The organism is Actinotalea solisilvae, from assembly GCF_016464425.1.
GTDB classification, from domain to species: Bacteria; Actinomycetota; Actinomycetes; order Actinomycetales; family Cellulomonadaceae; genus Actinotalea; species Actinotalea solisilvae.
In genome coordinates this window covers 378,103-404,856 of record NZ_JADDKQ010000001.1, presented here as the reverse complement: position 1 = coordinate 404,856, position 26,754 = coordinate 378,103, and the positions used below count along the sequence as shown (strand labels likewise).

At 76.0% G+C, this 26,754-nt stretch carries 18 protein-coding genes; 5 read left to right on the top strand and 13 right to left on the bottom strand.

The window, feature by feature from the left end; genetic code table 11:
- Window positions 1-93 precede the first annotated feature (93 nt).
- The gene (locus JIG38_RS01790) at window positions 94-2,958 is read left to right on the top strand and encodes an AAA family ATPase (protein ID WP_199421760.1); all 2,865 of its coding nucleotides are present in this window, start codon (window positions 94-96) and stop codon (window positions 2,956-2,958) included.
- On the opposite strand, the gene JIG38_RS01785 is transcribed toward JIG38_RS01790, so the two are convergent.
- From JIG38_RS01785 to JIG38_RS01760, 6 genes are all read right to left on the bottom strand, one after another.
- Entirely contained in the window at window positions 2,942-4,516 is a 1,575-nt protein-coding gene (locus tag JIG38_RS01785; RefSeq protein ID WP_199421759.1) for a glucoamylase family protein, read from the bottom strand. The genes JIG38_RS01790 and JIG38_RS01785 overlap by 17 nt on opposite strands.
- Before the next feature lie 55 nt (window positions 4,517-4,571).
- Window positions 4,572-6,794, bottom strand: a complete 2,223-nt coding sequence (locus tag JIG38_RS01780) for a glycoside hydrolase family 3 N-terminal domain-containing protein (RefSeq protein ID WP_199421758.1) — start codon at window positions 6,792-6,794, stop codon at window positions 4,572-4,574.
- Window positions 6,791-10,291, bottom strand: a complete 3,501-nt coding sequence (locus JIG38_RS01775; RefSeq protein WP_199421757.1) for a cellobiose phosphorylase — start codon at window positions 10,289-10,291, stop codon at window positions 6,791-6,793. The genes JIG38_RS01780 and JIG38_RS01775 overlap by 4 nt, the downstream gene beginning before the upstream one ends.
- Window positions 10,291-11,190, bottom strand: coding sequence for a carbohydrate ABC transporter permease (locus JIG38_RS01770; protein ID WP_199421756.1), 900 nt, complete (start codon window positions 11,188-11,190; stop codon window positions 10,291-10,293). The genes JIG38_RS01775 and JIG38_RS01770 overlap by 1 nt, the downstream gene beginning before the upstream one ends.
- Window positions 11,187-12,140, bottom strand: coding sequence for a carbohydrate ABC transporter permease (locus JIG38_RS01765; RefSeq protein WP_307844442.1), 954 nt, complete (start codon window positions 12,138-12,140; stop codon window positions 11,187-11,189). Before JIG38_RS01765 ends, JIG38_RS01770 begins: the two co-directional genes overlap by 4 nt.
- A gap of 64 nt (window positions 12,141-12,204) precedes the next feature.
- Window positions 12,205-13,473, bottom strand: coding sequence for a sugar ABC transporter substrate-binding protein (locus tag JIG38_RS01760; protein ID WP_199421755.1), 1,269 nt, complete (start codon window positions 13,471-13,473; stop codon window positions 12,205-12,207).
- 288 nt (window positions 13,474-13,761) lie between these two features.
- Between JIG38_RS01760 and JIG38_RS01755 the strand changes: the two genes are divergently transcribed.
- The gene (locus tag JIG38_RS01755) at window positions 13,762-15,399 is read left to right on the top strand and encodes an HNH endonuclease signature motif containing protein (protein WP_199421754.1); all 1,638 of its coding nucleotides are present in this window, start codon (window positions 13,762-13,764) and stop codon (window positions 15,397-15,399) included.
- Window positions 15,400-15,605: 206 nt separating this feature from the next.
- Here JIG38_RS01755 and JIG38_RS01750 read toward each other — a convergent pair whose 3' ends face one another.
- Window positions 15,606-16,727, bottom strand: a complete 1,122-nt coding sequence (locus JIG38_RS01750) for a LacI family DNA-binding transcriptional regulator (protein WP_199421753.1) — start codon at window positions 16,725-16,727, stop codon at window positions 15,606-15,608.
- A 138-nt stretch (window positions 16,728-16,865) separates the two neighbouring features.
- Complete coding sequence (locus tag JIG38_RS01745) at window positions 16,866-17,225, bottom strand: CU044_2847 family protein (RefSeq protein ID WP_199421752.1); 360 nt, start codon at window positions 17,223-17,225, stop codon at window positions 16,866-16,868.
- A 107-nt stretch (window positions 17,226-17,332) separates the two neighbouring features.
- Between JIG38_RS01745 and JIG38_RS01740 the strand changes: the two genes are divergently transcribed.
- Both JIG38_RS01740 and JIG38_RS01735 read left to right on the top strand, forming a co-directional pair.
- A complete protein-coding gene (locus JIG38_RS01740; RefSeq protein ID WP_199421751.1) occupies window positions 17,333-17,812 on the top strand; it encodes a DUF2975 domain-containing protein in 480 nt (159 codons plus the stop codon).
- Window positions 17,812-18,021 carry a helix-turn-helix domain-containing protein gene (locus JIG38_RS01735; RefSeq protein WP_199421750.1) on the top strand — a complete coding sequence of 70 codons (210 nt, stop codon included), beginning with the start codon at window positions 17,812-17,814 and terminating at the stop codon, window positions 18,019-18,021. The genes JIG38_RS01740 and JIG38_RS01735 overlap by 1 nt, the downstream gene beginning before the upstream one ends.
- A 25-nt stretch (window positions 18,022-18,046) precedes the next feature.
- Here JIG38_RS01735 and JIG38_RS01730 read toward each other — a convergent pair whose 3' ends face one another.
- The 4 genes from JIG38_RS01730 to JIG38_RS01715 form a co-directional block, all read right to left on the bottom strand.
- Window positions 18,047-18,673, bottom strand: coding sequence for a cytidylate kinase-like family protein (locus JIG38_RS01730; protein ID WP_199421749.1), 627 nt, complete (start codon window positions 18,671-18,673; stop codon window positions 18,047-18,049).
- A gap of 106 nt (window positions 18,674-18,779) precedes the next feature.
- Window positions 18,780-20,504, bottom strand: a complete 1,725-nt coding sequence (locus JIG38_RS01725) for an ABC transporter permease (protein WP_199421748.1) — start codon at window positions 20,502-20,504, stop codon at window positions 18,780-18,782.
- Entirely contained in the window at window positions 20,504-21,475 is a 972-nt protein-coding gene (locus JIG38_RS01720) for an ABC transporter ATP-binding protein (RefSeq protein WP_199421747.1), read from the bottom strand. The genes JIG38_RS01725 and JIG38_RS01720 overlap by 1 nt, the downstream gene beginning before the upstream one ends.
- Window positions 21,476-21,658: 183 nt before the next feature.
- Window positions 21,659-23,941 (bottom strand): glycoside hydrolase family 3 C-terminal domain-containing protein, encoded by a 2,283-nt coding sequence (locus JIG38_RS01715; protein ID WP_199421746.1) that lies wholly within the window; start codon window positions 23,939-23,941, stop codon window positions 21,659-21,661.
- 152 nt (window positions 23,942-24,093) lie between these two features.
- On the opposite strand from JIG38_RS01715, the gene JIG38_RS01710 reads away from it, so the two are divergent.
- On the top strand, window positions 24,094-25,068 hold the full coding sequence (locus JIG38_RS01710) for a LacI family DNA-binding transcriptional regulator (protein WP_307844441.1): 975 nt from the start codon (window positions 24,094-24,096) through the stop codon (window positions 25,066-25,068).
- A gap of 15 nt (window positions 25,069-25,083) precedes the next feature.
- Here JIG38_RS01710 and JIG38_RS01705 read toward each other — a convergent pair whose 3' ends face one another.
- Window positions 25,084-26,673 carry a sensor domain-containing diguanylate cyclase gene (locus JIG38_RS01705; protein ID WP_199421744.1) on the bottom strand — a complete coding sequence of 530 codons (1,590 nt, stop codon included), beginning with the start codon at window positions 26,671-26,673 and terminating at the stop codon, window positions 25,084-25,086.
- Between the last annotated feature and the right edge of the window lie 81 nt (window positions 26,674-26,754).

Sequence of the window (26,754 nt, the reverse complement as noted above, 5' to 3'; positions counted from 1 at the left end):
ATCGGCCGACCGTAGGACGCCGCCCGCGACGGTCGCATCAGGGGGCCCACCTAGTAACCGCCGTCGGCGGAGGGCGGGCGTAGGCTCGCAGACGTGCTGGTCGGACGGGAGTCCGAGCGGCGGGCCGTCGGCTCGCTCCTGGCCGCCGCCCGGGCGGGCGAGAGCCGGGTCCTGGTGCTGCGCGGCGAGCCCGGGATCGGCAAGACCGCGTTGCTCGACGAGGCCGCGCGTCACGCCGAGGGCATGCGCGTGCTGCGCGCGCAGGGCGTCGAGTCCGAGCAGTTCGTGCCCTTCTCGGGACTCCACCAGCTGCTCCGGCCCGTGCTCGGCGTGCTCCACGAGATCCCGACCGCGCAGGCGCGCCACCTGGAGGCGGCGCTCCTGCTCGGTCCCGGCCCGGGCACGCAGGCACCGCCCAGCCGCTTCGCCGTCGGTGCGGCGACGCTCAGCCTGCTGTGCCGGGCCGCCGAGGACGCCCCGCTCGCCGTCCTCGTGGACGACGCCCACCTGCTCGACGCGCCCTCGGCCGAGGCGCTCGTCTTCGCCGCGCGTCGCCTGGTCGCCGACCCGGTCGCGGTGCTCGTCGGGGTGCGGACGGGCGAGGGCGGCGCCGCAGCGTGGGCAGGGCTGCCGGAGCTCGTGGTCGTGGGGCTGGACCTCGCGGCGACCGCAGCGCTCCTCGCGCGCGCCGCGGGAGCCGCACTGCGGGACGACCGCGTCGAGCGGCTGCACCTGGCGACCGCCGGGAACCCGCTGGCGCTGCTCGAGCTCGGCGCACGCGGCACCGCCGCGGACGCGCCCGCCGGGGCGCCGGTCGCGGTGTCCGAGCAGCTGAGCCGGGCCTTCCTCGGGCGTGTGGGCGAGCTCACCCCGGCCACGCGGACGGGGTTGCTCGTCGCGGCGGCCGACGGCGCGAGCCTCGCGGTGGTGCTCGAGGCGTGCGCTGCGCTCGGTGTGCCCGACCCCGGGCTCGGCCAGGCCGAGGACGTCGGGCTGATCACGGTCACGGGGGACCGGGTGACGTTCCGGCACCCCCTCGTCCGGTCCGCGGTCTACGGGTCGGCCGGCCCGGCCGCGCGCCGGGCGGTGCACCGTGCCGTCGCCGCGGTGCTGCCGCGGTCGGAGACCGACCGCCTCGCGTGGCACCTGTCCGAGAGCGCGGTGGCGCCCGACGAGGACACGGCCGCCACGCTCGACCGCGTCGCTGCGCAGGCCTCGGCGCGCGGTGCGTACGCGCTCGCGGCGAGCACCCACGAGCGCGCCGCGGAGCTCACCGCCGAGCCGACGCGCCGGGTGGGCCGCCTCGCCGCCGCCGGCGAGGCGGCGTGGCTCGCAGGGCTCACCGCACGGTCCGTCGCACTGCTCGATCGCGCCCTCGCCGCCGATCCGCCACCCCTGCTGCGGGCGCGGATCCAGGAGCGCCGGGGCGCCGTCGAGACGCGGTGCGGCTCGCTCGACCAGGCCCTCGTGACCTTCGTCGAGGCGGCCGAGGCCGTCCGTGGGACCGACCCCGACGCCGCCGTCCGCCTGTTCGCCGACGCCGTGCACGTGGCCTTCTACCTCGGCGCCCCCGCGGCGGCGATGCGCGCGAGCGAGGCGATCGACGCGCTCGCTGACGTCACGACCGACGCGGACGCCCGCGCCCTGGGGCTCATCGCGACCGGCATGGCCATGGTCATCGCGGGCGCAGGTGAGGCCGGGGTCGCACGCCTGCGCGCCGCCGCCTACGCGCTGGTCGCCCCCGACGGCGGGGTGCAGCGCGGGGACCGCTTCCGGCTCCCGCTGCGCATCCAGGGCGCGCTGTGGCTGCGCGACGCGGGAGACCTGCGCGACGTCGTCGGCGAGACGATCGACCGCCTGCGCGAGCAGTCGGCGCTGGGCTCCCTGCCCTACCTGCTCATGCACCTCGCGCGCGACGCGGCCACGACGGACCGCTGGGACGACGCCGAGGCCGCCTACCTCGAGGCCGTGCGGCTCGCGCACGAGGCCGGCCACACCACCGAGCTCACGGTGGCGCTCGCAGGCCTCGCGTGCCTGCACGCGCGTCGGGGAGAGTCGACGGACTGCCTGCGCGCGGTCACGGCCGCGCTGGGCCTCGCGCGACGCCACCACATCCGGCTCGCGTCGTTCTGGGCGACCTTCGCGCAGGGCGACCTCGCCGCGGGCGCCGGGCGCGTCGAGGACGCCGCGCGGCACTACGAGCAGCTCCTCGGGCAGCTGACCGAGCGCGGCCTCGGGGACCCGGACCAGTCCTGCGCGCCCGAGCTGGTGGAGACCTACGTGCACCTCGCGCGGACGGACGAGGCCGGAGCGCTCGCCGAGCGCTTCGCCGCGGCGGCGGACGCCAAGGGCCAGCCCTGGTCCCGCGCGCGTGCGCAGCGCGCGCTCGGCCTCGCCGCGGCGGACGGCGAGGTCCACTTCCGCAGCGCGCTCGAGCTCCATGCGCGCACGGCGGACCGCTATGAGGGCGCGCGCACCGAGCTGGCGTTCGGCGCGTGGCTGCGGCGCGCACGGAGGCGCACCGAGGCGCGTCCGCTGCTCCGCTCCGCGCTCGCGACCTTCGAGTCGCTGGGCGCGACGCCCTGGGCCGACGTCGCAGCCCACGAGCTGGGCGCCACCGGGGAGACCGCGACGCGTCGCCCGGCCCTCGCGGCGGACCGACTCACCCCGCAGGAGCGTCAGATCGCCGCGATGCTCGCGAGCGGCCGGACGACACGCGAGACGGCGGCCGCCCTGTTCCTGAGCCCGAAGACCGTCGAGTACCACCTGCGGCACGTCTACCAGAAGCTCGGGGTGCGCTCCCGGGCCGAGCTGGCGGGGGCCCTGGCGGGGACGCACGGCGGGGCGCTCCCGGACGGCGCCGACGCCGCCGGGGCCGGCGCACCTGGCGCCGGCCCCGGCGGCCGTCCTCCCTCCGCGGCCCGGGGCCGCCGCCCGCCGCTCAGCCCGCGGCGCTGAACTCCTCCATCGCGAGGAGCGGCCGGATCGCCTGCCGGATCGGGCCCTGGACCGTGTACCGCTGCACGGCGTCGTGCCGGAGCTCGTTGCCCAGCGCCGCCATGATCATGCCCTGGTCGAGCGACAGGTACCGCTCCGCGACGATCCCGCTGCGCACGGCGACCGAGTCGTAGAACCCGCCCGGGCCGTAGGCACCCAGCTCGGTCCGCATCTTCGCGAGGTTGTCCATCGCCTCGTCGTGCGCGTAGGGCAGGGCGAGGAACGACGCGTGCGCCGTCACCGTGCCGTCGCCGTACTCCGTCGGGATGCTCGGAGCGCGGAAGCACGCGGGGTCGTCCCAGCCGGGGTCGACGCTCGTGCGCTCGTGGTCGGACGTGTACCCGTTCGTGTCCATGCCGATCGCGTCGACGCCGTACTCGCGGTAGCCGCCGCGCGGGTCGCTCGCGGGCGAGAAGCCCCAGTAGCCGTAGCCGGCCTCCTCCATGCCGTGCTCGATGTGCGCGCGCACGGTCAGCGGGTGGTTGACGCCCCAGCTCTGCGGGCCCCACTCCGCCTCGGGCACGAAGAGGTCGACCATGAGCGCCTCGAACATGCTCCCGCCCCAGGTCGGCACGAGCTGCATGTCGCGGTAGCGGTACGCGCCCTCGTAGACGTCGACGCCGAGGTAGGTGCGCGTCTCGCCCACGGGCCGCTGCTCGGGCCAGCTCCAGTCGCACGCGTCCGGGAAGGTGCGGAACATCGAGAAGTAGTGCTCGGGCGGGATCTGCCCCCACGCGATGCCGAGGTAGCTCGCCATGCGCGGCTCGGTGTTGAGCGTCCCGTAGTGGTGGCCGGTGTACCAGACGTCCGGCCCGCGGTCCCGGTAGTTCCCGACGACCGCGGCGGTGTCGGCCGGCGGCTCGTCCCAGAAGCCTCCGCGCAGCTGGCGCACGGCCGGGTCGTAGAAGAACCCGAAGTCCATGGTCGAGCGGATCGCGTCGGCCTCGTCGCGCAGCCGCGGCTCGGCGTTGCCCACGAGCACGAGGGCGGTCGCGAGCCACGCGTTGTCGACGCTCGACAGGAACGGGTAGACCGTGCCGCCGTCGGTCGGGAAGACGCGCAGCTTCTCGCCGGTGGCCTCGCTGTACCAGTTGTAGAACATGCCCGAGTCGTCGTGGCGCTCGAGCGTCGCGACGCTGCCCAGCGTCTGCGTCAGCCGGTCGCGCGCCTCACGCCGGTCGATGAGGCCGAGTTCGCGCGCGACCACGGTGCTCCACAGGTAGGCGCCGATGTTCGTCGGCGACGTGTACCCGCTGCGGGACGCCGGGTCGAGGTCGCCCGCGACGTTGTCCGCCGGCAGGCCGGTGTCCGGGTGCGCCATCGCCTCGAACGACGCCCAGGTGTCGGCGGCGTACTCGTAGAGCGTGGCCCGGTCGGCGTCGCCCCCGCCGTGCCCCCAGCCGTGGCCGCCGCCGTGCCCTCCGCCGGCCGAGGCCGCGGTCGGCAGGGCGAGCAGCCCCGTCGCTGCGAGCGCCACGGTGGCCAGCGCGGCCGTCCGTGCTCGTCGTGCTCTGGTCATGGTCGTGTCCCTCCGTCGAACGTCGTCGGTCGATCAGGGTCGTGGGGGTCGGTGCTCACCTCCCCGCGTCGGCCGGGCGCCGGAGCGCGATGTCGTCGTCGTGCGCGTCGGCGTCGGCGTCGGCGTCGAGCAGCTCGACCCGCGCCGTCGGGCCCGTGCGCGCGTCGGGACCGATCCGCACGGTGAAGGTGCCGGGCACCGCCGCGGGCCGGCCCGACGCGTCCCGGTGGGCGAGCTCCGCGGAGGTGAGGTCGAAGACGACGTCGTCCGACGCGCCGGGGTCGAGCGCGACCCGGCGGACGCCCGCGAGCTCGCTGACGGGACGCGAGACCTCGGCGACGTCGTCGCGCACGTAGAGCTGGGCGGTCTCGACCACGGCGGTCGGCCCGCCGTTGGTCAGCCGTGCGCGCACCGTGACGACGCCGCCCGTGCGGACCGTCGGTGCCGACGTGGTCACCGGTCCGTAGACGACGTCGCTCGCCGCGGCGCTCGAGCCGAACACGTGCAGCGGGGGGTCGCGGTCGTCGCGGTAGCGGTCGACGTCGCCGTCGGGGTCGAGCGGCCGCCCGGTCGGCAGGTGGTCGTGGTGCAGCGGCACGTGACCGGTCGAGCGGGGGAGGCTCACGGGCAGCCGGCCGCGCGCCGGCACGTCTCCCGTGAGGACGTCGACGACGCCGTGACCGCCCTCGACGCCCGGGTGGAACACCAGGAGCACCGCGTCGCCGGGCAGGCCGTCGAGCGCGAGCGGTCGACCCGTCACGACGACCACGACGAGCCGGCGCGCGACGCGCCGCAGGGCCTCGAGCGCGGCCCGCTGCCCCGGCGGCAGGTCGAGGGAGGTCACCGAGTTGGCCTCGCCGGACCGCGCAGGGTGCTCGCCGACGCACGCGACGACGACGTCCGCGGCGCGCGCCGCGACGAGGGCGGCGTCCGTGAACCGGCCGTCGTCGACCGTGACGGACGGACCGAGGCGCTCGGCGGCGGCCTCGGCGATCGTCACCACGTCCTCGCCCCGCCCGTCGAGCGTCCACGTGCCGAAGAGCTCGTCGCGCGCCGTCGCGAACGGGCCCGTCACGTGGACGCGGACCCCGCCGGCGGACGTCACCGGCAGGGCGCCGTCGTCACGCAGGACGACGACCGCGGCGGCCGCCGCCTCGCGCGCGAGCGCGCGGTGGGCGGGGGAGAGGTGGACGGCCGCGGCGCGCCCGGGGTCCGTGTACGGGTCCTCGAAGAGACCGAGGCGCACCTTGAGCGCGAGCACGCGCGCGGCCGCGTCGTCGACGAGCGCCGCCGGGACCGAACCCTCGCGCACGAGCCGGACGAGGTGCGCGGCGTACAGCCCGCTGACCATGTCGACGTCGACGCCCGCGCGCAGCGCGCGAGCCGCGGCGTGCGCGCCGTCGACGGCGACCCGGTGCAGGAGGAGCTCGGCGACCGCGTCCCAGTCGCTCACGACGGCGCCCGCGAAGCCCAGCGCGCCCTTGAGGTGCTCGCGCACCAGCGGGACGTGCGCGGTCATCGGCGTGCCGTCGAGCGTGTGGAACGCCGTCATCACGGTCGCGACGCCCGCCTCGACCGCGGCCACGAACGGCCGCAGGTGGCGGTTGTGCAGCGTCACAGGACCGACGTCGACCTCGGCGTAGTCGCGCCCGCCCTGCGCCAGGCCGTAGCCGACGTAGTGCTTCGCGCACGCGGCCATGGCGTCCGGGTCGGCCAGCCCGCCGCCGCCGCGGCCGTGCTGGAAGCCCTCGACCGCGGCCGCCCCGAGCTCCGACGCGAGCCAGGGGTCCTCGCCCCAGCCCTCGGCGACGCGTCCCCAGCGGGCGTCCGCGGCGACGTCGACCATGGGCGCGAAGGTCCACCGGACGCCGTCGGCCGTCGCCTCGACCGCGGCGGCCCGCGCGCACCGCCGCACGAGGTCGGCGTCGAACGACGCGGCCTGCCCCAGCGGGATCGGGAAGACCGTCCGGTGCCCGTGGACGACGTCGCGCGCGACGAGCAGCGGGACGCCCAGGCGGGACTCCTCGACCGCGACGCGCTGGAGGGCGTTGACCGACGCGGCCTGCGTGCCGGCGTCCCGGACCGTGCCCGCGAACGCGCCGCTCGCGACGATGCACGTCCCGAAGGCGCCGGAGCGCAGGGCCTCGGCGTCGCGGACCGGGTCGGGGTTCGCGACCTGGTGGAGCTGGGCGACGCGCTCCTCGAGCGTCATCGCCGCGAGCAGCGCGTCGACCCGCTCGGCCACCGGGAGGCCCGCATCGAGCCAGGCGCGGGTCACGGCAGGTCGACCTCGAGCGTCGGCCCGTCCGGGTGGAGCGCGGGCGCGAGGGCCACGAGGTCCACCGCGAGGGCGCCGGTCCGGTAGGGGTTGGCCACGCGGGTCGCGGCGAGCTCGGCGCCGTCGAGCCGCAGGGCCGCGGGGCCGTGCCCGCGCTGCCCCACGCGGTACCGGACGCGCAGCACGCCGCCGTCGAGCGGCACCGCGGCCGTGAGGCCGTCGAGCGCGGCCGGGAGCACGGGGTCGACCTCGACCACCGACGCCCGGCGCCGCACGCCGAGCAACGACTGCGCGACGACGCGCACCAGCACGCCAGGGCCGGACGAGTAGACGCGCCAACCGGCCTCGAGGCCCGTCGCGCCGGTGAGCACGTCGTCGTAGCGCGCCGCGAAGTCCTCCCGGTGCAGGCACGCGGCGTCCGAGCTCGAGGGGTAGGCGTTCGCCTGCCGCGGGCGCGCACCCGGCACGGTCGCGGCCGCCGCGGGCGGCAGCACCTGGAGCAGGCCCAGCCAGAGCGCGTCGGCGTCACCCCAGCGGGCCATCGCCTCGCACCAGCGGAGGTGCGCGTGCACGTACATGAGGCCGATCTCGCGGCCGACGAAGCTCGCCGTCTCGGCCCGCTGGAAGTGCCGCATCGGGCCGCCGTGGTAGGCCGGCGGCCGGTCGAACAGACGGACGCCGTCGACCCCCGAGAGGTGCTCGCGGACGAGCGCGACGTGGCGCTCGGCCTGCGCGGGGTCGAGCAGGTCGGCGACCAGTGCGTGGATCATCTGCAGGGACCCGTGCCGCAGGCCCGTCTCGGCGTCGCGCGGGTGGACGAGCAGGCGTCGCGCCTCGGGCGTCGCGCCCGGTGCGGCCGGCGGGTCGAGCTGGACGTAGCCCGCGAGCTCGCCGTCGACGAGCAGGTGGCGGTCGAGGTCCGCGGCGACGGCCGCGGCGTCCTCGTCGAGGGCGCGCGCGAGGTCCTCGTCGGTCCCGGCGGTCCGCAACCCCGCCGCCAGGGTCGACATCGCCTGGTGGTGCAGGGTCACCGTCCACGCGCTCGCGAGGGTGCGTGCCATCGCCGGGTCGGCGGGCTGGAGGGAGTCGTTCCAGTCGCCGTGCCCGTACGCGACCAGGCGCGTGCCCGGCAGCACGTCGGACCGCGCGCGGTCGAGCGCGCGCCGGACGTGCTCGCGCACCGTGCCCTGCTCCGTGCCCTGCTCCGTGCCCCGCTTCGTGCCCCGCCCCGCGCCGCGCGGTGCGTCGGCGGCCCCGTGCCCGGTCCCGGGCGCCCAGAAGGGCACGACCTCGTCGAGCACGGACGCGTCGCCGGTCGCGAGCAGGTAGCGGCCCAGCGCGAGCACCGGCCAGTGCACGACGTCGCCGTGCGGCGGCTCGTGCCGGAAGCCCTCGTCGCCGGGTAGGAACCCGAACGCCTGCGGCCACGTCCCGTCGGGGTTCTGCGCGCTCAGCACGCGCAGGAGGAGGGCCCGCGCGTCGCGCGGCCGGTCGAGCGCGAGGAGCAGCTCGAGCGGTCCCTGCGTCACGTCGCGCGTCCCCCACGCCCCGCCCGTGTACTGCTCGAGGCCGCGCGGCGAGAGGTAGTGCACGAGCGCGTCGCGCACGAGCCAGGGCAGGCTCACCGCGAGCGGCTCGGCCGCGGGGGCGTCCCCGACGCGCAGGGCCGTCACCTGCGACCACCACGCGCGGGCGACGTCGTCGGACGCGGCCGCGGGCCCGGACGCCCCCGCGGGCGTCCGCGCGGCCCGGGCGGCGGGAGGTCCCGGCTCGTCGGCGCGCACGCGCAGGTCGAGCGTCACCGCGCCGGTCGTCGTCAGGGTCAGGGTCGAGCGGTCGCGGGCCACGCCGTCGTCGACCAGGGCGCCGCCGTCGCCCACCTCGACCGGCGCGGTCGCCGTGACCTCGAGCGCCCCGCCGTCGCGGCTGCGCACGACGAGGGTCGCGCCGTCCTCGCGCACGTCGGTGCGGCGCGCCGACGGCAGGGGGTCGGCGTCCGTGGCGAGGTGCAGCGCGAGGAGGACCCGCCGCTCCGGTCCGGCCGTGGTGCGCACCTCGAGCCGGACGCGGTGCTCGCCGGGCGGGGCCGACGTGCGCACCTCGACCGTGCCGGCCTCGCCCTCGACGTCCGCGTCGAGCGCGTACGTCCAGTGCGCCGCGTCGAGCGTCATCGCGAAGGCCGAGGGCAGGTCCAGCAGACGCCACCGGCCGCCCACCTCGACGAGCACGCGCACGCCGTAGGCGCGGTGCAGGCCGAGGTACCCGCGGACCGTCGTGAGCACCCGGCCCGACGACGCGTGGCCGCGGGTGAGGTAGGAGAGCGGCGACCCGGTCATCCAGGCGGTCGCCGTGAGGCCCGCCGGGTCGGGCAGCGCCGACGCGCCCGTGCGCAGGATCGTGCCGTGCGGACGGAGGACCGCGAGCTCCTTGGCGCGTGTGACGACGTGCTGGGCGTCGCCGGTGAAGAACGACCAGGGGCGGCCGTCGGCCTCCTCCTCGACCGCACGCCACCGGCCGGGCCACCGGGCCCGCAGCTCGTCGGCCGTGAGGTCGCGGGTGACGAGCGTCCGCCCGCTGTCGTAGACGCCCGACGGCGCCGGGCGCCCCGCCGCCACGTCGCGCTCCTCCGCGTCGTCGCGTCGGCGGCCCCACGGCGCGCTCGCCGTCGCGAACGCGCGCGCCTCGCGCGCGTGCTCGAGGTCGTCGGCCGACGTCGCCGCCGGGTGGTCGGCGAGGACGAGGCCCGCGAACGAGACGCGGTGGACCTCGCCGGGCGCGAGCCGCACGCGCGCGGTCTGCAGGGTCGCGAGCGTGTGCTCGTGCTGGCGCCGGCGCGACGGCAGGTCGCCGGCGGGTCCGGGGCGCCGCCCGGTCCGGTCGGCCCAGCCGACGTCGAGGAGGTCGGTGGCCCAGCCCACGACGGGCGTCGTGGCCACGAGCACGCACCACGGGTACCGCCCGTCCTGCGGCAGGTTCTGCCGCACGGCCAGCGCCGGCCCCTCGGGCGAGTCCTCGCCCAGCGGGCGCACGTCGAGGTACTGGCTCACGTAGAGCTCGTTGGCGCGCAGCGCGCCCGTGCCCGACAGGGCGACGTCGTGCGCGTGCAGGACGTCGATCTCGCGCGCGCCGTCGTCCCCGGACCCGTCCGTGCCCTCGGCCCGGACCTCGACGTGCCAGGCCCAGGCCGGGCGGTCGTCGTCGGGCACGAAGGTCACGCGCCAGGCGAGGCCGTCGGTGCGCCCGGTGACGACGGCCGTGCGCCCCGCGACGTGCACCCGGCCCCCGCTGCCCGCGCCGAGCAGGGGCCGGACGTCGCCCGTCCCGCGGTCGCGGAGCCAGAGCTGGAGCAGGCCGGGCTCGTACGGCGACGCGGCGTGCTGGACCAGCTCGAGGGGGCCGGCCGTGAGCGACGCGGGGGCGCCGCCGTCGACGAGCACCGCACCGATCCCGGCGTCGGCGGGGGCAGGCAGGACCCACGGGGGTCCGGCGGCAGCCATCACTTGATCCCCGTCATGGCGACGCCCTGGACGAAGTAGCGCTGGAGCAGCAGGAAGAGCACGAGGATCGGCACGAGCACGACGACCGCGCCCGCGAGGAGCAGGCCGTAGTCCGTCTGGTTCTGGCCGGTGCTGTAGAGCGCGAGCGCTACCGGGAGCGTGTACTTGTCCTCCGTGGTCGCGACCACGAGCGGCCACAGGAAGTTGTTCCAGGAGCCGAGGAACGTGAGGATCGCGAGCGTCGCGAGCGCCGGCTTGGCGAGCGGCACGACGATCTGGACGAAGATCCGCGCCTCGCCGGCGCCGTCGACGCGCGCGGCGTCGATGAGCTCGTCCGGGATGCCGAGGAAGAACTGCCGCATGAGGAAGACGCCGAACGGCGCCGCGAGGAACGGCAGGATCAGGCCGAAGTAGGTGTTGACCATGCCCATGTTCGCCACGAGGACGAACAGGGGCACGAGCGTGACCATGCCGGGGATCATCAGCGTCCCGAGCACGACCCGGAACAGGAGCCTCTTGCCGGCGAAGTCGTACTTGGCCAGGACGTAGCCGAGCATCGAGCAGAACACGAGGTTGCCGAGGGTCACGACGGTCGCGACGAGGATCGAGTTCGTGAAGAACTGCGGGAAGTCCAGGCGCGCGAAGAGCTCGCGGAAGTTGTCGAGCGTGGGCGCCTCGGGCCACCAGGTCGGCGGGACGCGGCGGATCTCGCCCTCGCCCTTGACCGAGCTGAGCGCCATCCAGAAGAACGGGCTCATGACGACGACGAGCCCGAGCCCGAGGACGACGTAGGCGAGGATGTGGGGGCGCGCCTCGCCGATCGGCCGCTCCTTCGTGCGGCGCGCGGCCGGGGCGTCGTCGGGGACGACCGGCGCGGCGGTGCGGTCGGTGGTCGTCATCGTCCGATCTCCTTGCTCGCGACCGGCACGGGCCGGCGACGTCGACGGCGCGGCCGGTCGTCGCGCTCGCCGAGGAAGCGGAACTGCACGAGCGTGAGCAGCACGACGGCGAGGAAGAGCACGTAGCTCATCGCCGCGGCGTAGCCGTAGTTGCCGAAGCCGAACTGGTTGTACGTGTGGAACGCGACCGAGAGCGTGCTGTTGAGCGGGCCGCCCTGGGTCATGACGAACGGCTCCTCGAAGAACTGCACGTAGCCGATGCCGGTGATGACCGCGCCGAAGAGCAGCGTCGGCCGGATCGTCGGGATGGTGATGTGCCGGAAGCGCTGCCAGGCCCCCGCGCCGTCGAGCGCCGCGGCCTCGTGGAGCGACGTGGGGACGCCCTGGAGACCGGCGACGAAGATGATGATGAGCGTGCCGATCGACCGCCACGTCGCCATGGCGATCATGGACGGCATCGCCCACGTGGTGCTGCCGAGCCAGTGCGGGCCCTCGACGCCGAAGAGCCCCAGCACCTCGTTGAGCAGGCCGCTGTCGGGGTGCAGCAGGAAGCGCCACACGACGGCGACGGCGACGATGCTCGTGACCACGGGCATGTAGTAGCCGACCCGGAAGAACGTCTTGAGCCGCGTGATGCCGGAGTTGAGCAGCACCGCGATGCCGAGCGACAGGCACAGGGTCAGCGGGACGCCCACGAGGACGAAGTACGCCGTGTTGAGGGCTGCCTTGCGGAAGAGCGGGTCCTCGAACACCGTGACGAAGTTCTCGATGCCGACGAAGTTCACGGCGAACGGGTCGCGCAGGTCGCGGCTGCGCAGGTCCGTCACGGCCATCGCGAGGGACATGAGCACGGGCCCCGCGGTGAAGGCCGTGAAGAGCAGGACGAAGGGGAGCGCGAAGCCCCACGCGGCGCGGGTGTGCCGCCAGTAGAGCGGGGCGTGCTTGCGCACCGCCGGGGGGTCCGTCCGGTCCGGGGCGTGAGCCCCGGGCCGGACGGTGGTGTCCGTGGACACGTCAGAGCCCGGTGCCGATGGACGACGCCTGCTGCTGGATCGTCGTGGCGACCTCCTGCGGGTCGGCCCCCGACTTGCACAGGCGCTCGAGCTCGGTGTCGATGACGCTCGCGACCTCCTCCCAGGTGGGGATCGAGGGCGGAGCGACGGCGGTCTCGAGCTGCTCGCCGAAGACGCCGAGGTACGGGTCGTCGGCGATGGCCGGGTCCTCCCACGCGGACGCGACCGACGGCAGGTCGTTGACCTCGGAGTACCACTGGACCTGGACCTCGGGCTGGCTCAGCCACTCGATGAACGTCCAGGCGGCGTCGCGGTTCTCGGCGTCCTTGAAGACGGCGAGGTTCGCGCCGCCGATGAACGAGGCCTGCTCCGCGCCGGCCGGCAGCGGGGCGAGGGCGACGTTGGCCATGCCCGCGGCGTCGGTGTCCTCCAAGATGCCGACGTGCCACGGACCGGACACGAAGGAGCCGATCTTGCCCGCCATGAAGTCCGGCTCGAGCGAGCCCTGGGGGAGCTCGGTCGGGGCGAGGCCCTCGGTGAAGAACGACTGGTAGGCCGTGAGCGCCTCGACCATCTCCGGGGTGTCGAGCGTGAACTCGGCCTGGTCCTCGGTGACGATCTCCGCGCCCGCCTGCCAGGCGAACGGCATGAAGGTCTGCCACGCCCCCGTCTGCCCGGGCTGGAGGTTGATGCCCCACTCGGCGCCCGCCGCCTGCATGCCCTGGGCCATGGCCGTGAGGCCCGCCCAGTCGGTCGGCGGCTCGGCGACGAGGTCGGAGCGGTAGTAGAGGACGCGCGTCTCGACGTACCAGGGGACGCCGTAGTTGGTGCCGCCGACGTCCGTCGTCTCCCACGCGCCCGGGAAGAAGGTCGAGTCGTCGATGAGGTCGGGTGTCGGGTCGAGCGCGCCGGTCGCGGCGAACTCGCCCATCCACGTGGTGCCGATCATCGACACGTCGGGGGTCTGCCCGGCGGCGATCGCAGTCGCGATCTTGTCGTGGGCGGCGTCCCACGGGATCGCGGTGACCTCGACCTCGATGTCCGGGTTCTCCTCGGTGAAGGCTGCGGCGAAGTCGCCGAGCATCTCGCCCTCGGTGCCCATCGCCCAGACCTCGACGGTCCCGGACGCGGCACCCTCGTCGACGGCGGCGGCGGTCTCCTCGCCGCCGGCCTCGCCGTCGCCGCGGCCGCAGCCGGCGACGACGAGTGCGAGTGCGAACGTGGCGGCGCCTGCGCGGACAGTCCTGTTCACGCGCACGGTCCTGTTCATGGGTGTCCTCCTCGTTGAGTACGACCGACGTCGGTTGTCGGCGCGGGAACTGCGCCGGATGCGTGCGACCTCGTGGATCTATGCGCTTAGCAACCGTCGACGAGGGGGACACTAAGCGCTTAACCGGACGGTCGCAACCGCAGAGGCCGTGCGCGCGAGCTCGCTGGGGCGCGAACGGCCTCGAGGCGCGGTCGGTCCCGGGTGCCCGCGGGCGGCTCGGGAGTCGCAGAGGTGAGCGCCTCGACCCGGGCGCGGGTCGTGTCAGTGGTCGGTTCTAGCGTGTCCGGTATGTCGAGTTCCGTGGTCGAGGCGCCGGTGGCGGGGACGCGCGCGGGCGCGGTCGCGCTGCTCGACGACGCCGCGACGTCCGGGGCCGCGGGCACCACCGACGAGGGCGCCGTGGAGGCGAGGACGGTGCCGTCCTGGGCGGAGCGTCATCCGTTGGCGGCGGCGTTGGACGCGATGGTGCCGGGTGTGGGGTTGGCGCAGGTGCTGGCGCGGTGTGAGCCGGCGGATGTCGATGATGCGGCGCTGGTGGAGCTGGTCGCGGGGTGGGAGCGGGTCGCCTCGTGGGCCGCGGCGGGTCAGGCGGCGGCGCTGGCCGAGCTCGGTCGGCGGCGGGTGGGGGAGCGGGCGGAGTTCGTGGGTGATGAGGTCGCGGCGCGGTTGGGGGTGACGCGTGCGGTGGCCGAGGGGAAGGTGGGGTTGGCGATCGGCCTGGACCGGGTCCCGGTGGTCGCCGATGCCCTGGCTGAGGGTCGTCTGGATGTGCGGCGGGCGACGGTGCTGGTCGATGAGCTGGCCCGGGTCCCCGAGCACGTGGCGGTCGAGGTCGCGGCCGCGGTGCTGCCGCAGGCCGTGGGATGCACGGCGCCGCAGCTGCGGCAGCGGTTGCGGCGGATGGAGCTGTTGCGGGACCCCGATGGTGCGGAGGTGCGTCACCGGCGGGCGTGCGACCAGCGGCGGGTGGAGCTCGTGCCGGCGGCGGACGCGATGGCGTGGCTGTCGGCGTACCTGCCCGCGGTGGACGCGGTCGCGGTCCAGGCCACGCTGACCGCGCTGGCGCGGGACGTCTCACCGGAGGAGCGGGACCGCTTCGATGCCCGGACCTTGGATCAGCGCCGCGCCGACGCGCTGGTGGACCTGGCCACCCGGTGGTGGGACGCCGGCATGCACCCCGACGGCCGCCCGCTGCGCACCACCCAGGGTCGGGCGCCGCACCTGACGCTGACCGCGACCGCCGCGACGGTCCTGGGCCTGGAGGACCAGCCCGGCCTGCTGGACGGGTACGGGGTGATCCCCTCGAACCTCGTGCGGCGCCTGGCCGCGCGCTCGACGTGGGAGCCGCTGCTGGTCGACGCGGCCACCGGTGAGCCCCTGGCCCGCTCGACCCGCCGCTACGCCCCGACCCAACCCCTGCGCAACGCGGTGACCGCCCGCGACCGCACCTGCACCTTCCCCGGCTGCCGCGTCCCGGCCACCCGCTGCGACATCGACCACATCGACCCCTTCAACCACGACCATCACGCAGCCGCCACAGACCCCGCCAGCGCCACAGACCCCGCCAGCGCGACGGACCCCGCGAGCACGTCCGGGCCCGCGAGCCCCCCGGGTGCTGCCCGTGCTTCGGGCGCTGCGGGTGCGGGCGTGGACCAGACGCGCCTGGACAACCTGCAGGCCCTGTGCCGCCACCACCACCGCGCCAAGACCCACGCCGGCTGGACCCCCGTCCGCGGGGCGGACGGGACCACCGTGTGGACCTCACCGACCGGCCACGCCTACGACCGGCCACCCGCCTGGCCCGACCCCGACCCGCCACCCCCCGACGACCCCGGCCCCGCATGGACCGACGACCCACCCGACGAGCACACGCCCACCGGCGACCCGCGACCACCCGACCCCGGACACGACGAGCCGCCCTTCTAGCGCCCCGGGCAGTCGGAGCGCACCGCGGGCGGTCGGAGCGCGCGCCGGCCACGCGGAGCGCGCCGGACACGCGGAGCGTGCTTCGACCAGACGTCCCGAGTCCGCGGCGCCCTGGGACGACGGGACGGCCGGAGCGGTGCGGCCGGCCGAGAGGCCAGCCGTCGCGGGACGAGGGGACGGTCGGAGAGGTGCGACCGCGGGAGACGTCAGCAGCCGCAGCTGCGGCGGACGACGAGCCGGACCGGGAGCGTGTGGTCGACCGGCGCGGCGTCGGGGTCGACCAGGGAGGCCATGAGCACGTCGACCGCGAGGCGCCCCATCGCCTCCATGGGCTGGCGCACGGTGGTGAGCGGCGGCGTGCAGAGGCGGCCGGCCACGACGCCGTCGAAACCCGTGACCGCGACCTGCCCCGGCACGTCCACGCCGAGCTCGGCGAGGACGTCGAGCAGCCCGAGCGCGTGCTGGTCGCTCGCGCACACGAGCGCGCGCGGGAGCCGCCCCTCGGCGGCCAACCTCCGGACGACCGTGTAGGGCGCGTCGTCGACGAGCGCGGTCGCGTCGAGCACGCGGTCGGGCACGGGCAGCCCGTGCCGGGCCAGCGTGGCGCGCATTCCGGCGAACCGCTCCTGGTAGTCCGTCATCTCGGGGTCCCCGACGAACTGCACGTCGGTGATCCCGTGGTCGACGACGAGGTGCTCGGTCAGCGCCTCGGCACCGCCCTGGTTGTCGACCCGGACGTGGCTGAGCGTGCCCGCGCCGTACGGCATCGCGAACGCGACGACGGGCAGGCGGTGCGAGAGCTGGGCGATGATCTCCTCCGAGCGCGCGCCGGGGAAGACTGCGAGGCCGTCCACGCGACTCGCGATGTCGATGACGGCGCCGCCGTCGCCGCTCGGGCCGCTCCCGATGAGGAGCGCGCGTCCGCGCCGCGCGCACTCGACCTCGAATCCGCGCTGGACCTCGTCGACGTAGAGCGGGAAGACGCGGAAGTCCTCGGCGTCCGAGTCGTCGGCGAAGGCGCGGTCGCCCACGGCCGCGGCGCCGGGGCCGAAGAAGGCGCCGGGGTCCTCGCGCACCGGCCGCGCGGCACCCGGCCCGGTCGCCTCGAGGAACATGTCGAACGAGTACAGGCCCAGCGCGCCCGTCCGGCCGTCGGCCAGGCCGCGCGCGTTCGCGCTCGGCACGTAGTTCAGGCGGCGCGCCGCCTCGAGCACGAGCTCGCGCGTGCTGGCCTTGACCCGCCCCGGCTGGCGGAACGTGAACGACACGGTGGCGATCGAGACGCCCGCCTCCTGGGCGACGTCGTACACCGTCGGACGCTTGGGCACCTGGCCACCTCCCGGCGCCAACCCTAAGCGCTTCACGCCCGCGAGGAGGGACGGGGCGCGGCGCGAGTCAGGGAGCCGGGCGGGCGGCGCACGGGGTGCCGCACGCGTCCGCGCCGGCGCCGTCGGACCGGTCGTGCGTCAGTGCGGTGGCGGCGCCGTTCCCGCGCGCCACGTGACCGACACCGACAGGCTCGCCGTGGTGCCCGCGGCCGCGAGGATGGCCCCGGCCTGCGCGTTCAGCTCGATGCCGAACTCCACGGTGACCTCGTCGGGGGCGTCGATCGCGGAGCGCAGCCGGTCGACGACGGACTCGACCGCCGGCATGACCTTCTCGACCGCGCCCTCGAACGTGTGCTGCGCCCGCTCGACGACGGACGAGTCCCCCCAGCCACGCGGCGTGACGGACCCCTGCGGCGCCTCGCGCGGCGCGACGTCGTCGGCGACCCGGACCAGCACGGTCCCGCCGTCCTCCAGAGCGAACTCCACCACCCGGCTCATGCGCGCCCCCTCGTCCCGTCGCCGCCAGCCTAGGCCGACGCGAGGTCGTCCGGACCGCACGGAGCGCCGAGCACGATCGTCGACAGGAAGTGATCGATACTCGATGCATGAAGAGACTCGACCGCACCGTGGCGCTCCTGCGGGTCGTCCTCGTGGTGGCCTTCCTCGCGCTCCTCGCGGCGCAGACGCTCATCGTCCCGGGGACGCTCGCGTACCAGGCCGCCGAGTCGCCCGAGGACGCCTACCTCCGCTGGCCCCTGCTCGTCTTCCTCGTCCTCGAGCTGCTGTGCGCCCAGGTCGTCATCGTGTGCACCTGGCGCCTGCTGACGATGGTCAAGGACGACGTCATCTTCAGCGAGACGTCGCTGGTCTGGGTCGACACGATCGTGGGGGCGATCGCGGCGGCCTGGCTCCTGCTCGCCGTCGCCTTCGGGTACTTCGCATTCACGGCGGATGACCCCGGGACGCCCGTGCTGCTGCTCCTGCTCCTCATCGGGGTGACGGTCCTGGGCCTGCTCGTCGTCGTCATGCGCGCGCTGCTGCGCCAGGCGACCGCGCTGCGGGCCGACATGGAAGCGGTCATCTGATGCCGATCGTCGTGCGCATCGACGTCGAGCTCGCTCGACGCAAGATGAGCGTGGGGGAGTTCGCCGACCGGGTGGGGCTCACGCCCGCCAACGTCGCCGTGCTCAAGAACGGTCGCGCGAAGGCCGTGCGCTTCAGCACGCTCGAGGCGATGTGCCGCGTGCTCGACTGCCAGCCCGGCGACCTCCTGGAGTGGGTCGAGGAGGAGTGACCCGCCGGTGGTCCGGCGGCGGCGCTCAGGCGGCGACGGCGCGTGCCGCCGTGACGACCACGTCCGCGACCGCCTCGAGCGGCAGGCGGCTCGTGCTCACCACCAGGTCGTACCGGTCCGGCAGGCGCGGGTCCCACCCGTAGAGCACGAGCGACATCCGGGCGCGGACGTCGTCCTCGCGCGCCTGGCGGCGCGCGGCCTGCTCGAGGCCGATGCCGGCCTCCCGTGCGGCGCGCGCGACCCGGTCCTCGACGGCGCCGGTGAGCAGGACGTGCAGGGTCGCGGGCCGGTCGGCGAGCACGACGGCGCCGTTGCGCCCGACGAGCACGCCGCCCGTCGCGGCGAGCTCGTGCACCGTGCGGTTGTTCGCCGCGACGAGCTCGTGGCACTGCTCCTGCGTGCTGACGACGTCGGCGCCGTCGAAGCCGCCGTACGCCCCGCCCAGCGCCGCGTAGACGGTCGCGAGGACCGTGTTCTGCTCGAGCGCGGCCTCACCGGCCTCGAGGTCGGCGGAGCTGAACGCCTGCGCGTGGAACGGCACGGCCAGCGCCTCGGCCACGCGCCGGCCGACCGCGTCGGCGCCCGCGCCGTACTGCTCGAAGATCGTCACGACCGGCGGCGGGCGGTGCGCGACGGCTGCGGCGCTCGTCACCCGGCCAGTGTGCGCCGCCGGCGGCTCGCGCCGCCACGGTCGTCCGGACCCGCCACGCTCGTCCGGGCCCGCCACGGTGTCCGGACCCGGCCGGCACCGGCCGGGCTCAGCCGGACGCGCGACGTTCCCAGCGGAACGTGCGCACCGCGAACGCGCCGGCGGCGACGGCCCAGGCGGCGAGCACGAGGAGGTCGCCCCACGGCACCGCGGTCCCCGCCGGGTCCCACGCGGCGACCAGGGCGTGCTGGAGGTGCTGGAGCGGGAAGAGCGAGCCGACGGTGCTCATCCAGGACGGCACGTCGGTGACGAACACGTCGGAGAAGAAGGAGAGCGGCAGCAGGACGGCGAGCCCGACCGCGCCCACCGCCTGCGCGCTCGGGGCGGGTGCGGCCACCGCGAACCCGCACGCGGCCAGGCTCAGCGTCCCGAGCACGAGCACGAGGGCGCCCACGAGCAGGCCAGCGGCCGTCGGACCCGCGTCGAAGGCGAGGCGCGCGGTCACGAGCACGAGCGCGGCGATCACGGCCACGAGCCACAGGCTCGCCGCGGCGCGGCCGGCGAGGTGGTGCCAGGGCCGCAGCGGCGTCGTCCGCAGCCGCGCGAGCACGCCACGGTCGCGCGCCGAGGCCACGGCCTCCGGCAGGTTCATGAAGGCGGCGACCGCGACGCCCCACGTCACCATGCCCGCGGCGAAGGACACGGCGAGCGGCACGCCCGACGGCGTCGCGCTGCGCGGGCCCTGCATCGAGACCATGAGGGCGTAGAGCCCGACGGGCATCGCCAGGGTGAAGAACACGGTGCCCGGGTCCCGCCACGTCGAGCGGTCGGCGGCGCGCGCCTGGTCCGCGACGAGCCGGAGCGGACCCGGCCGGCCGGTCTCGACCGGGCCAGGGGACGGCACGCCGGCAGGCCCGGCCGTCGCGCGCGTCGCGACCCCGCCAGGGGACGGCACGCCCGCAGGCCCGGCCGTCGGGCGCGTCGCGGCGCCGCCGCGGCCCGCGTCCGCGACGGCGGCCCGACGCGGTGGTCGGGGCTCGCGGTCGAACCGGAGGACCGCGACGAGGGCCCCCGCGAGCCCCCACGCGCCGACGACGGCCAGGGCGCGAGGGTCCCAGCCGCTCCCGGGGCGCGACGGGTCGAGCTGGTGCCGCAGCGCCGTCGCGAAGGGCTCGAGCGGGAGGACCCTCCCGAGCCGCTCGAGCCAGTCCGGCAGCTCGCCACCCACGGAGAAGAGGCCCGACGCGAACGTGAGCACGACGGCCGCGGCGATCGAGGCCGCCTGCGCGAGCGCCGTCGACGGTGCGAGGACCGCGACCGCGACGCCGAGCGCCGCGAAGCACAGCGCGGCCAGGACGAGCGTCACGACGGTGGCGAGGAGGGTCCGGCCCACGAGGCGCACGTCGTAGGCGACGACGGCCAGGCCGAGCGTGGCTGCGACCGCGACGAGCGCGTAGGCGGCCGCGCCACCCACACGGCCGGCGAGGAACACGGCCACCGGCAGCGGCGTGGTGCGCACGCGCTTGAGCGTCCCGCGCTCGCGTGCACCCGCGAGGGCGATGGCGACCGTGGGGAAGCACGCGAACAGCACGCCCATCGCGACCGCCGCAGGGGTGACGACCTGCATGACGCGCGGCCCGTCCGGGCCGTCGAGCGTCGCGTCGCCGGCGAGGAAGCCGATGACGACGAGCCACACCACCGGGAGCAGCACGGTGAACACGAGGACCACGCGCGCGCGCCACAGCTCGGTCGCGGTGTGGCGCAGCTGGTCGCCCAGCAGCCGGGCCGTGCCGCGCGGACGTCGGTCGAGCACGTCACCCGTTGCCGCGGACATCAGGGCTCCCCGGTCACGGCGCCCGAGGCCGCCGTCGCGCGCTCGGCGTCGGGGTCGGCGTCGGGGCCGCCGTCGGGCGCGGCGCCCACGAGCTCGAGGTAGACGTCCTCGAGCGACGGGCGGCCCACGGCGAGGTTGGGCAGCTCGAGGCCGCGTGCCGTCGCCCAGCCCGTGAGCGCGTGCAGCGCCGCCGTCGGCCGCGGGGTCGACAGGCGCAGGTCCGGGCCGTCGGCGTCGAGGGCGCCGTCGAGCGCCGGGAGGTCCGCGGCCGTGGTGCCAGCCGGCAGCCGAAAGGTCACGACGGCGGCGGCCTGACCGGCGGTCAGCTGGTCCGGCCGGCCCAGCGCGACGAACCGGCCCCGGACGAGCACCCCGACACGGTCCGTGAGGTGCTGGGCCTCGTCGAGGTAGTGAGTCGTGAGGAGCACGGTGGTCCCGAGGGCGCGCAGGCCCTCGACCATGTCCCAGGCGCGGCGCCGCGCGGAGGGGTCGAAGCCCGTCGTGGGCTCGTCGAGGAAGAGCAGCTCCGGGTCGCCGACGAGTCCGAGCGCGAGGTCGAGCCGGCGCCGCTGCCCGCCCGAGAGGGTCTTCACCCGCGCGTCGGCCTTGTCGGCCAGCCCGACCTGGGCGATGACCGCGTCGACGCCCCGCCGCCGCGGGTACATGCCGCGGTACAGCCGGACGAGCTCGCGCACCGAGAAGTCCTCGTCGAGGCCGGACTCCTGAAGGACGACGCCGATGCGCTCGTGCAGCTCGCGGCTGCGCGCGCCCGGGTCGTGGCCGAGCACCCGGACCGAGCCCGCGGTGCGCGCGCGGTGCCCCTCGAGGATCTCGACCGTCGTCGTCTTGCCGGCGCCGTTGGGTCCGAGGAGGGCGAAGACCTCACCCTCCGCGATCGTGAAGGAGAGGTCGTCCACCGCGACGACGTCCCCGTAGGTCTTCCGCAGGCCCTCGACCTCGACCGCAGCCATCGCCCCTCCCGCCGCGCGGGACGTCCGCCTCGCGCCCCATCGGTGGGGTGGACGACGACGTCCGGCGCGCACTCCCAGCGTGCGAGCGGGTGCGCCGGGCGTCGAGGGCACAACGTCCCGGCCGGGCGGCCGTCCGCCCCGCGCACCCAGGGCGACGCGGGGCCGACGAGCGCGCGGCCGGGCTCACCCCGCGGCGTGCGCCGCGAGCGTGTCCTCGAGCCACTGCTCGGAGAAGGGTGACCCGGGGAACCGGGCCAGCCGCCGCACGGGGATCGCGCTCATCATCTGGCCGACCTCCGGGTCCGCGAGGATCGCACCGTGGCTCGTGCCGTCGAGCACCGCGCGGAGGCGGTCGCCGAGCACGGGGTGGGCGAGCCACTGCGCGGCCGTCGAGTCGGCGTCGACCGGGAGCACGACCGGCTCCCCGGCCAGGTCGACCGTCCGCTCGAGGCGGACGTCGCGCGACGAGGCGCCGAGGCGCACCGTGAAGGCTCCCGGCTCGACGACCCAGCGCCCGAGCACGGGGTGCCAGAAGGAGAACGCGCGCGCGTCGAGCTCGAGCTCGACGCGGGTCGAGGCGCCGGGCTCGAGGGCCACCTTCGCGAAGCCCTTGAGCTCCTGCTCGGGCCGGAAGACCGACGCGTCCTCGTCGCGCACGTAGACCTGGACGACGTCCTTGCCGGCGCGGTCGCCGGTGTTGGTCACCGTGAGCGCGACGCGCACGCGCGGTGCCGCGCCGTCCTCGACGACCTCGGTCTCGAGGTCCGCCCAGGCGAACGTCGTGTAGGACAGGCCGTGGCCGAACGGGTACGCGACCGGGAGCCGCCGCGCGTCGTACCAGCGGTACCCGACGAGCAGGCCCTCGCCGTAGCGCACGACGTCGCCCGTGCCCGGGAAGTTGCCGAGCGCGGGGTTGTGCTCGAGCGCGAGCGGCATCGTCTCGGCGAGGCGGCCCGACGGGTTCACCCGGCCGAGCAGCACGTCGGCGACGGCCCCGCCGCCCGCCTGGCCGAGCAGCCACGCCTCGAGCAGCGCGTCGGCGTGCTGCCGCCAGCCCGCGACCTCGACGACGGACCCGTTGGTGAGCACGACCACGACCTTCGCCGCGACCTGCGCGACGGCCTCGAGGACGGCGACCTGCTGGGGCGGCAGGTGGATGTGCTGCCGGTCGTACCCCTCGGACTCGTACGCGTCCGGCAGGCCGAGGAGGACGACGGCGACCTCGGCGCCGCGCGCGGCCTCGACCGCCTCGTCCCGGAGGCGCGCGGCCTCCGCGGCGGGCGTCTCGTCCGAGAGGGTGAAGCCGGGCGCGAAGCGCACCTCCCGGCCGGCCAGCCCGGCACGGAGCTCGGAGAGCGCGTCGTCGAGCCGCGTCGGCGTCACCTGCGAGCTGCCGCCGCCCCCGAAGCGCGGCGACCGGGCGAACTCGCCGACGACGGCGACCGCACCGCCCGTCGGGGCGAGGGGCAGCACGCCGTCGTTCTCCAGGAGCACGACGGAGTCGGCGGCGGCCTCGCGGGCGAGCGCGTGGTGCGCGTCCTCGTCGTACGTCCGGCCCGCGCCGAGCGCGGGCAGGGAGCGGGACACGAGCTCGAGCACGCGGGCCGCGGCCCGGTCGACCTCCGCCTCGGAGAGCGTGCCGGCCTCGAGCGCGCGGAGCACCGCGGACGCACCGACGCCGCCGGACGACGGCATCTCCAGGTCGAGGCCCGCCGCGACGGCGCGGTCGCGGTCGTAGACCGCTCCCCAGTCGGACACCACGAGACCCTCGAAGCCCCACTCGTCGCGCAGGACGGTCGTGAGCAGCCACGGGTCCTGCGAGGCGAAGACGCCGTTGATGCGGTTGTACGAGCACATCACGGTCCACGGCTGCGAGCGCGTGACGACGGTCTCGAACGCCGGCAGGTAGATCTCGCGCAGGGTGCGCTCGTCGACCTCGGCCGAGACCGACATGCGGTCGGTCTCCTGGTTGTTGGCGGCGAAGTGCTTGAGCGACGCGCCGACGCCGACGCCCTGCGTGCCGTCGACCATGGCGGACGCGAGGCGGCCGGCGAGGAAGGGGTCCTCGGAGAAGTACTCGAAGTTGCGCCCGCAGAGCGGCGACCGCTTCATGTTGACGCCCGGGCCGAGGACGACCGAGACGCCGAGGGCCCGCGCCTCCTCGCCGAGCGCGCGTCCGATGCGGCCGAGCAGCGCGACGTCCCACGACGACGCCGTCGCCGCGGCGGGTGGGAACGCCACGGCGGGCGCGGCCTCGAGCCCGCCGAGGTGGTCGCCCTGCTCGTGCTGGGCGCGCAGGCCGTGCGGGCCGTCCGAGACCATGATCTTCGGGATGCCGAGCCGCTCGACGGCGCGCGTGCGCCAGAGGTCGGCGCCGTCGAGCAGGCCGACCTTCTCCTCGAGCGTCAGCCCGGCGAGCAGGGCCGGGACGTCGAGCGACGTCGGCGGGGTGGTGGTGACGGGCACGCGTGCCTCCGGGGTGTGGGGGTGGGCGGACGGGTGGTGAGAGGGGGCGTGCAGCACGCCGTCACTGTGACGTATCAGTGGCGAACGGTAGGTTGGCGCCCGTGGAGCCGTCAAGGAGCCAGGGGACCGTGCGGGGAGCGACGCGGCGGCGCGTGACCGCGGCCGACGTCGCGCGCGAGGCCGGCGTCTCCCAGGCGACCGTGAGCTACGTGCTCAACGACACCCCGGGCCAGACCATCCCCGAGCGCACGCGCGAGCGCGTGCGTTCGGCGATGGAGCGCCTCGGCTACACGCCGCACGCCGCGGCGCGCGCGCTGCGCACGGGCCGGAGCGACGTCGTGCTCTTCGTCGTGCCGGACTGGCCGCTGGGGCCGTCGCTCGACACGATCATCGAGCGCCTGTCGGACGGGTTCGAGGACCGCGGGCTCTCCCTCCTCACGCGGCGGGTCCGGGCGTCGCGGCCGCTCGCGGAGCTGTGGCGCACGGTCTCGCCCGCCGCCGTCGTGACGCTCGAGGGCCTCGACGCCGCCGAGGTGCGAGCGATGGAGGACGCCGGCGTCCCGGTGATCTCGGCCGCCGTGCGCGAGCGTCGCTCTGGCGACGGCGTGCTCGCGACCTCGCAGCTCCTCGTCGGCGCGCTCCAGCTGCAGCACCTGGCCGCGACCGGTCACGTGCGCACCGGGTACGCGAGCCCGGGCGACCCGCGGGTCGCGGTCTTCCGCGACCCGCGCCTCGACGGCGCACGCAGCGCGGCGTTCGAGCTCGGCCTGCCCGACCCGTCGGACCGCGTGGTGCCGCCCGACGTCGACGCCGCGGCGCGGGCCGCGCTCGCGTGGCGCGCCGAGGGCGTGACGGCGGTGTGCGCCTACAACGACGAGGTGGCGTTCGCCCTGCTCGCGGGCATGCGCGCGGCCGGGCTGCGCGCGCCGGACGACCTGGCGGTGATCGGCGTCGACGACATCCCGCTCGCGCCCTTCGCGTCGCCTCCGCTCACGACCGTGAGCACGGACGTCGAGGCGCTCGCGGCGTACCTCGCGACCGCGGTGCTCCGGCGGATCGAGGGGAGGCCGCTCCCGGCCGCCCCGCGGTCCGAGGCGATCACGCTCGTCGTGCGCGCGTCCGCGTAGCCGCCGCGCCGGGGCTCAGACGCCCACGACGACGCGGTCGCGCCCGTCGCGCTTGGCCGCGAGCAGCGCGGCGTCGGCGGCCGCGAGCGCGTCCGGGCTCCGCGGCCCCACGACGCCGACGCCGACCGACACCGTGAGCCGCAGGCCTGCGGCGACGTCGTCCCACGGCGCGCTGCGCACCGCGCCGTGGATGCGCTCGGCGAGGCGCTCGGCGCCCTCGCGGCCCTCGCCGGTGAGGACGACGAACTCGTCGCCGCCGTAGCGGACGACCTGGTCGACCGACCGGGACTCGGCGCGCAGGATGCGCGCGACGGCGCGCAGCGCGTCGTCGCCCACGGCGTGCGAGTAGCTGTCGTTGATGTCCTTGAAGTCGTCGACGTCGATGAAGACGGCGGCGGCCACGGCGCTCGAGCCGGAGAGGTCGTCGAGCATGCGGCGGTTGCCCAGGCCGGTCAGGGGGTCGGTGAGGACCGCGGCGCCGATGCGTCGCGTCTCGGCCCGCAGCTCGCGCACGTGGTGGCGGTCCTGGAGGGCGGCGAAGCGCGCCTCGCGCTCGGACCACAGCCGCTCGAACGCCGAGCGCGCGACGCTGCGCCACAGGCACATGCCCGCGTGGTCACCGTGCTGCTCGACGTCGAGGTCCGCGAGCGCGGCCCGCCCGACGGCGGCCCACACGTCGCGCGCCGACGCCTCGGCGTCGGCGATCTGCGCGCGCAGGTGCGCACGCGCGTCGTCGTACCGGCCCTCGGCGGCCTCGCCGCGCGCGAGGACGAAGCGGAGCAGCCCGGACTCGACGAGCTCGGGCCGCGCCGTGAAGCGGTCGGCGGCGCTGCGGGCGCGCGCGACGGCGAGCCCGGGGTCGCCGAGCCAGAGCGTCGCGAAGGCCTCGACGACCTCGCCGCGTGCACGCATCTGCTCGTGACCCGTCTCGCGGGCGAGGCGCTGCATGTGCAGTCCGCGCGAGAGCGTCAGCGCGTCCTGGGCCGTCGCCTCGTCGTCGCGTCCGATGAGGCGCAGCAGGCTCGCCCAGTAGGCGCTGAGCACGGCCAGCTCCTGCATGACGTAGAGGTCGACCTCGCGCGAGCCGCCGCCCCGGATCGCGCCGAGGACGACGTCGGCCTGCTCGAGCAGGTCGAACGACCGCAGCGTGAGCCCGACGGCCATGCTCGCCGAGAGGTGGCCGTAGGAGCCCGCGGGCACGTCGCGGACGAGCCACTCCGCCTCGGCGAGCGCGCGCGTCGCCTCGGCGTGGTCGCCGGTGCGCGTGCTCGCCTGCGCGACGATCGACAGCGCCTTGGCGCGCCAGATGGCGTCGTCCGTGCCGGGCAGGCCGGCGAGCAGGTCGCGCGAGACGGCGATCGCCTCGTCGTGGCGGCCGAGCTCCTCGAGGGCGAGGCCCTCGAGGTACTGCAGGTACCGGGTGGTCGTGTCGTCGCCCGCCGCGACGGTCAGCGCGCGCCACTGCCGGCACATCCGGACCGCGTCCTGCGAGAACCCGGTGATGTACCGCGCGTGCACGACGTCGGAGAGCTCGTCGAACGGGCCGAACTCGCGGGGTGCGACGAGAGCGGTCGTCGTCGCACGGGTCTGCCCGTCCTGCGCCATGGGTCTCCTCGGGCGGTCGTCCTCGCCGGCTGCGACGGCCTCCACCCGGCCGGCCACGACGGTCGGCGGGACGTCGCGAGG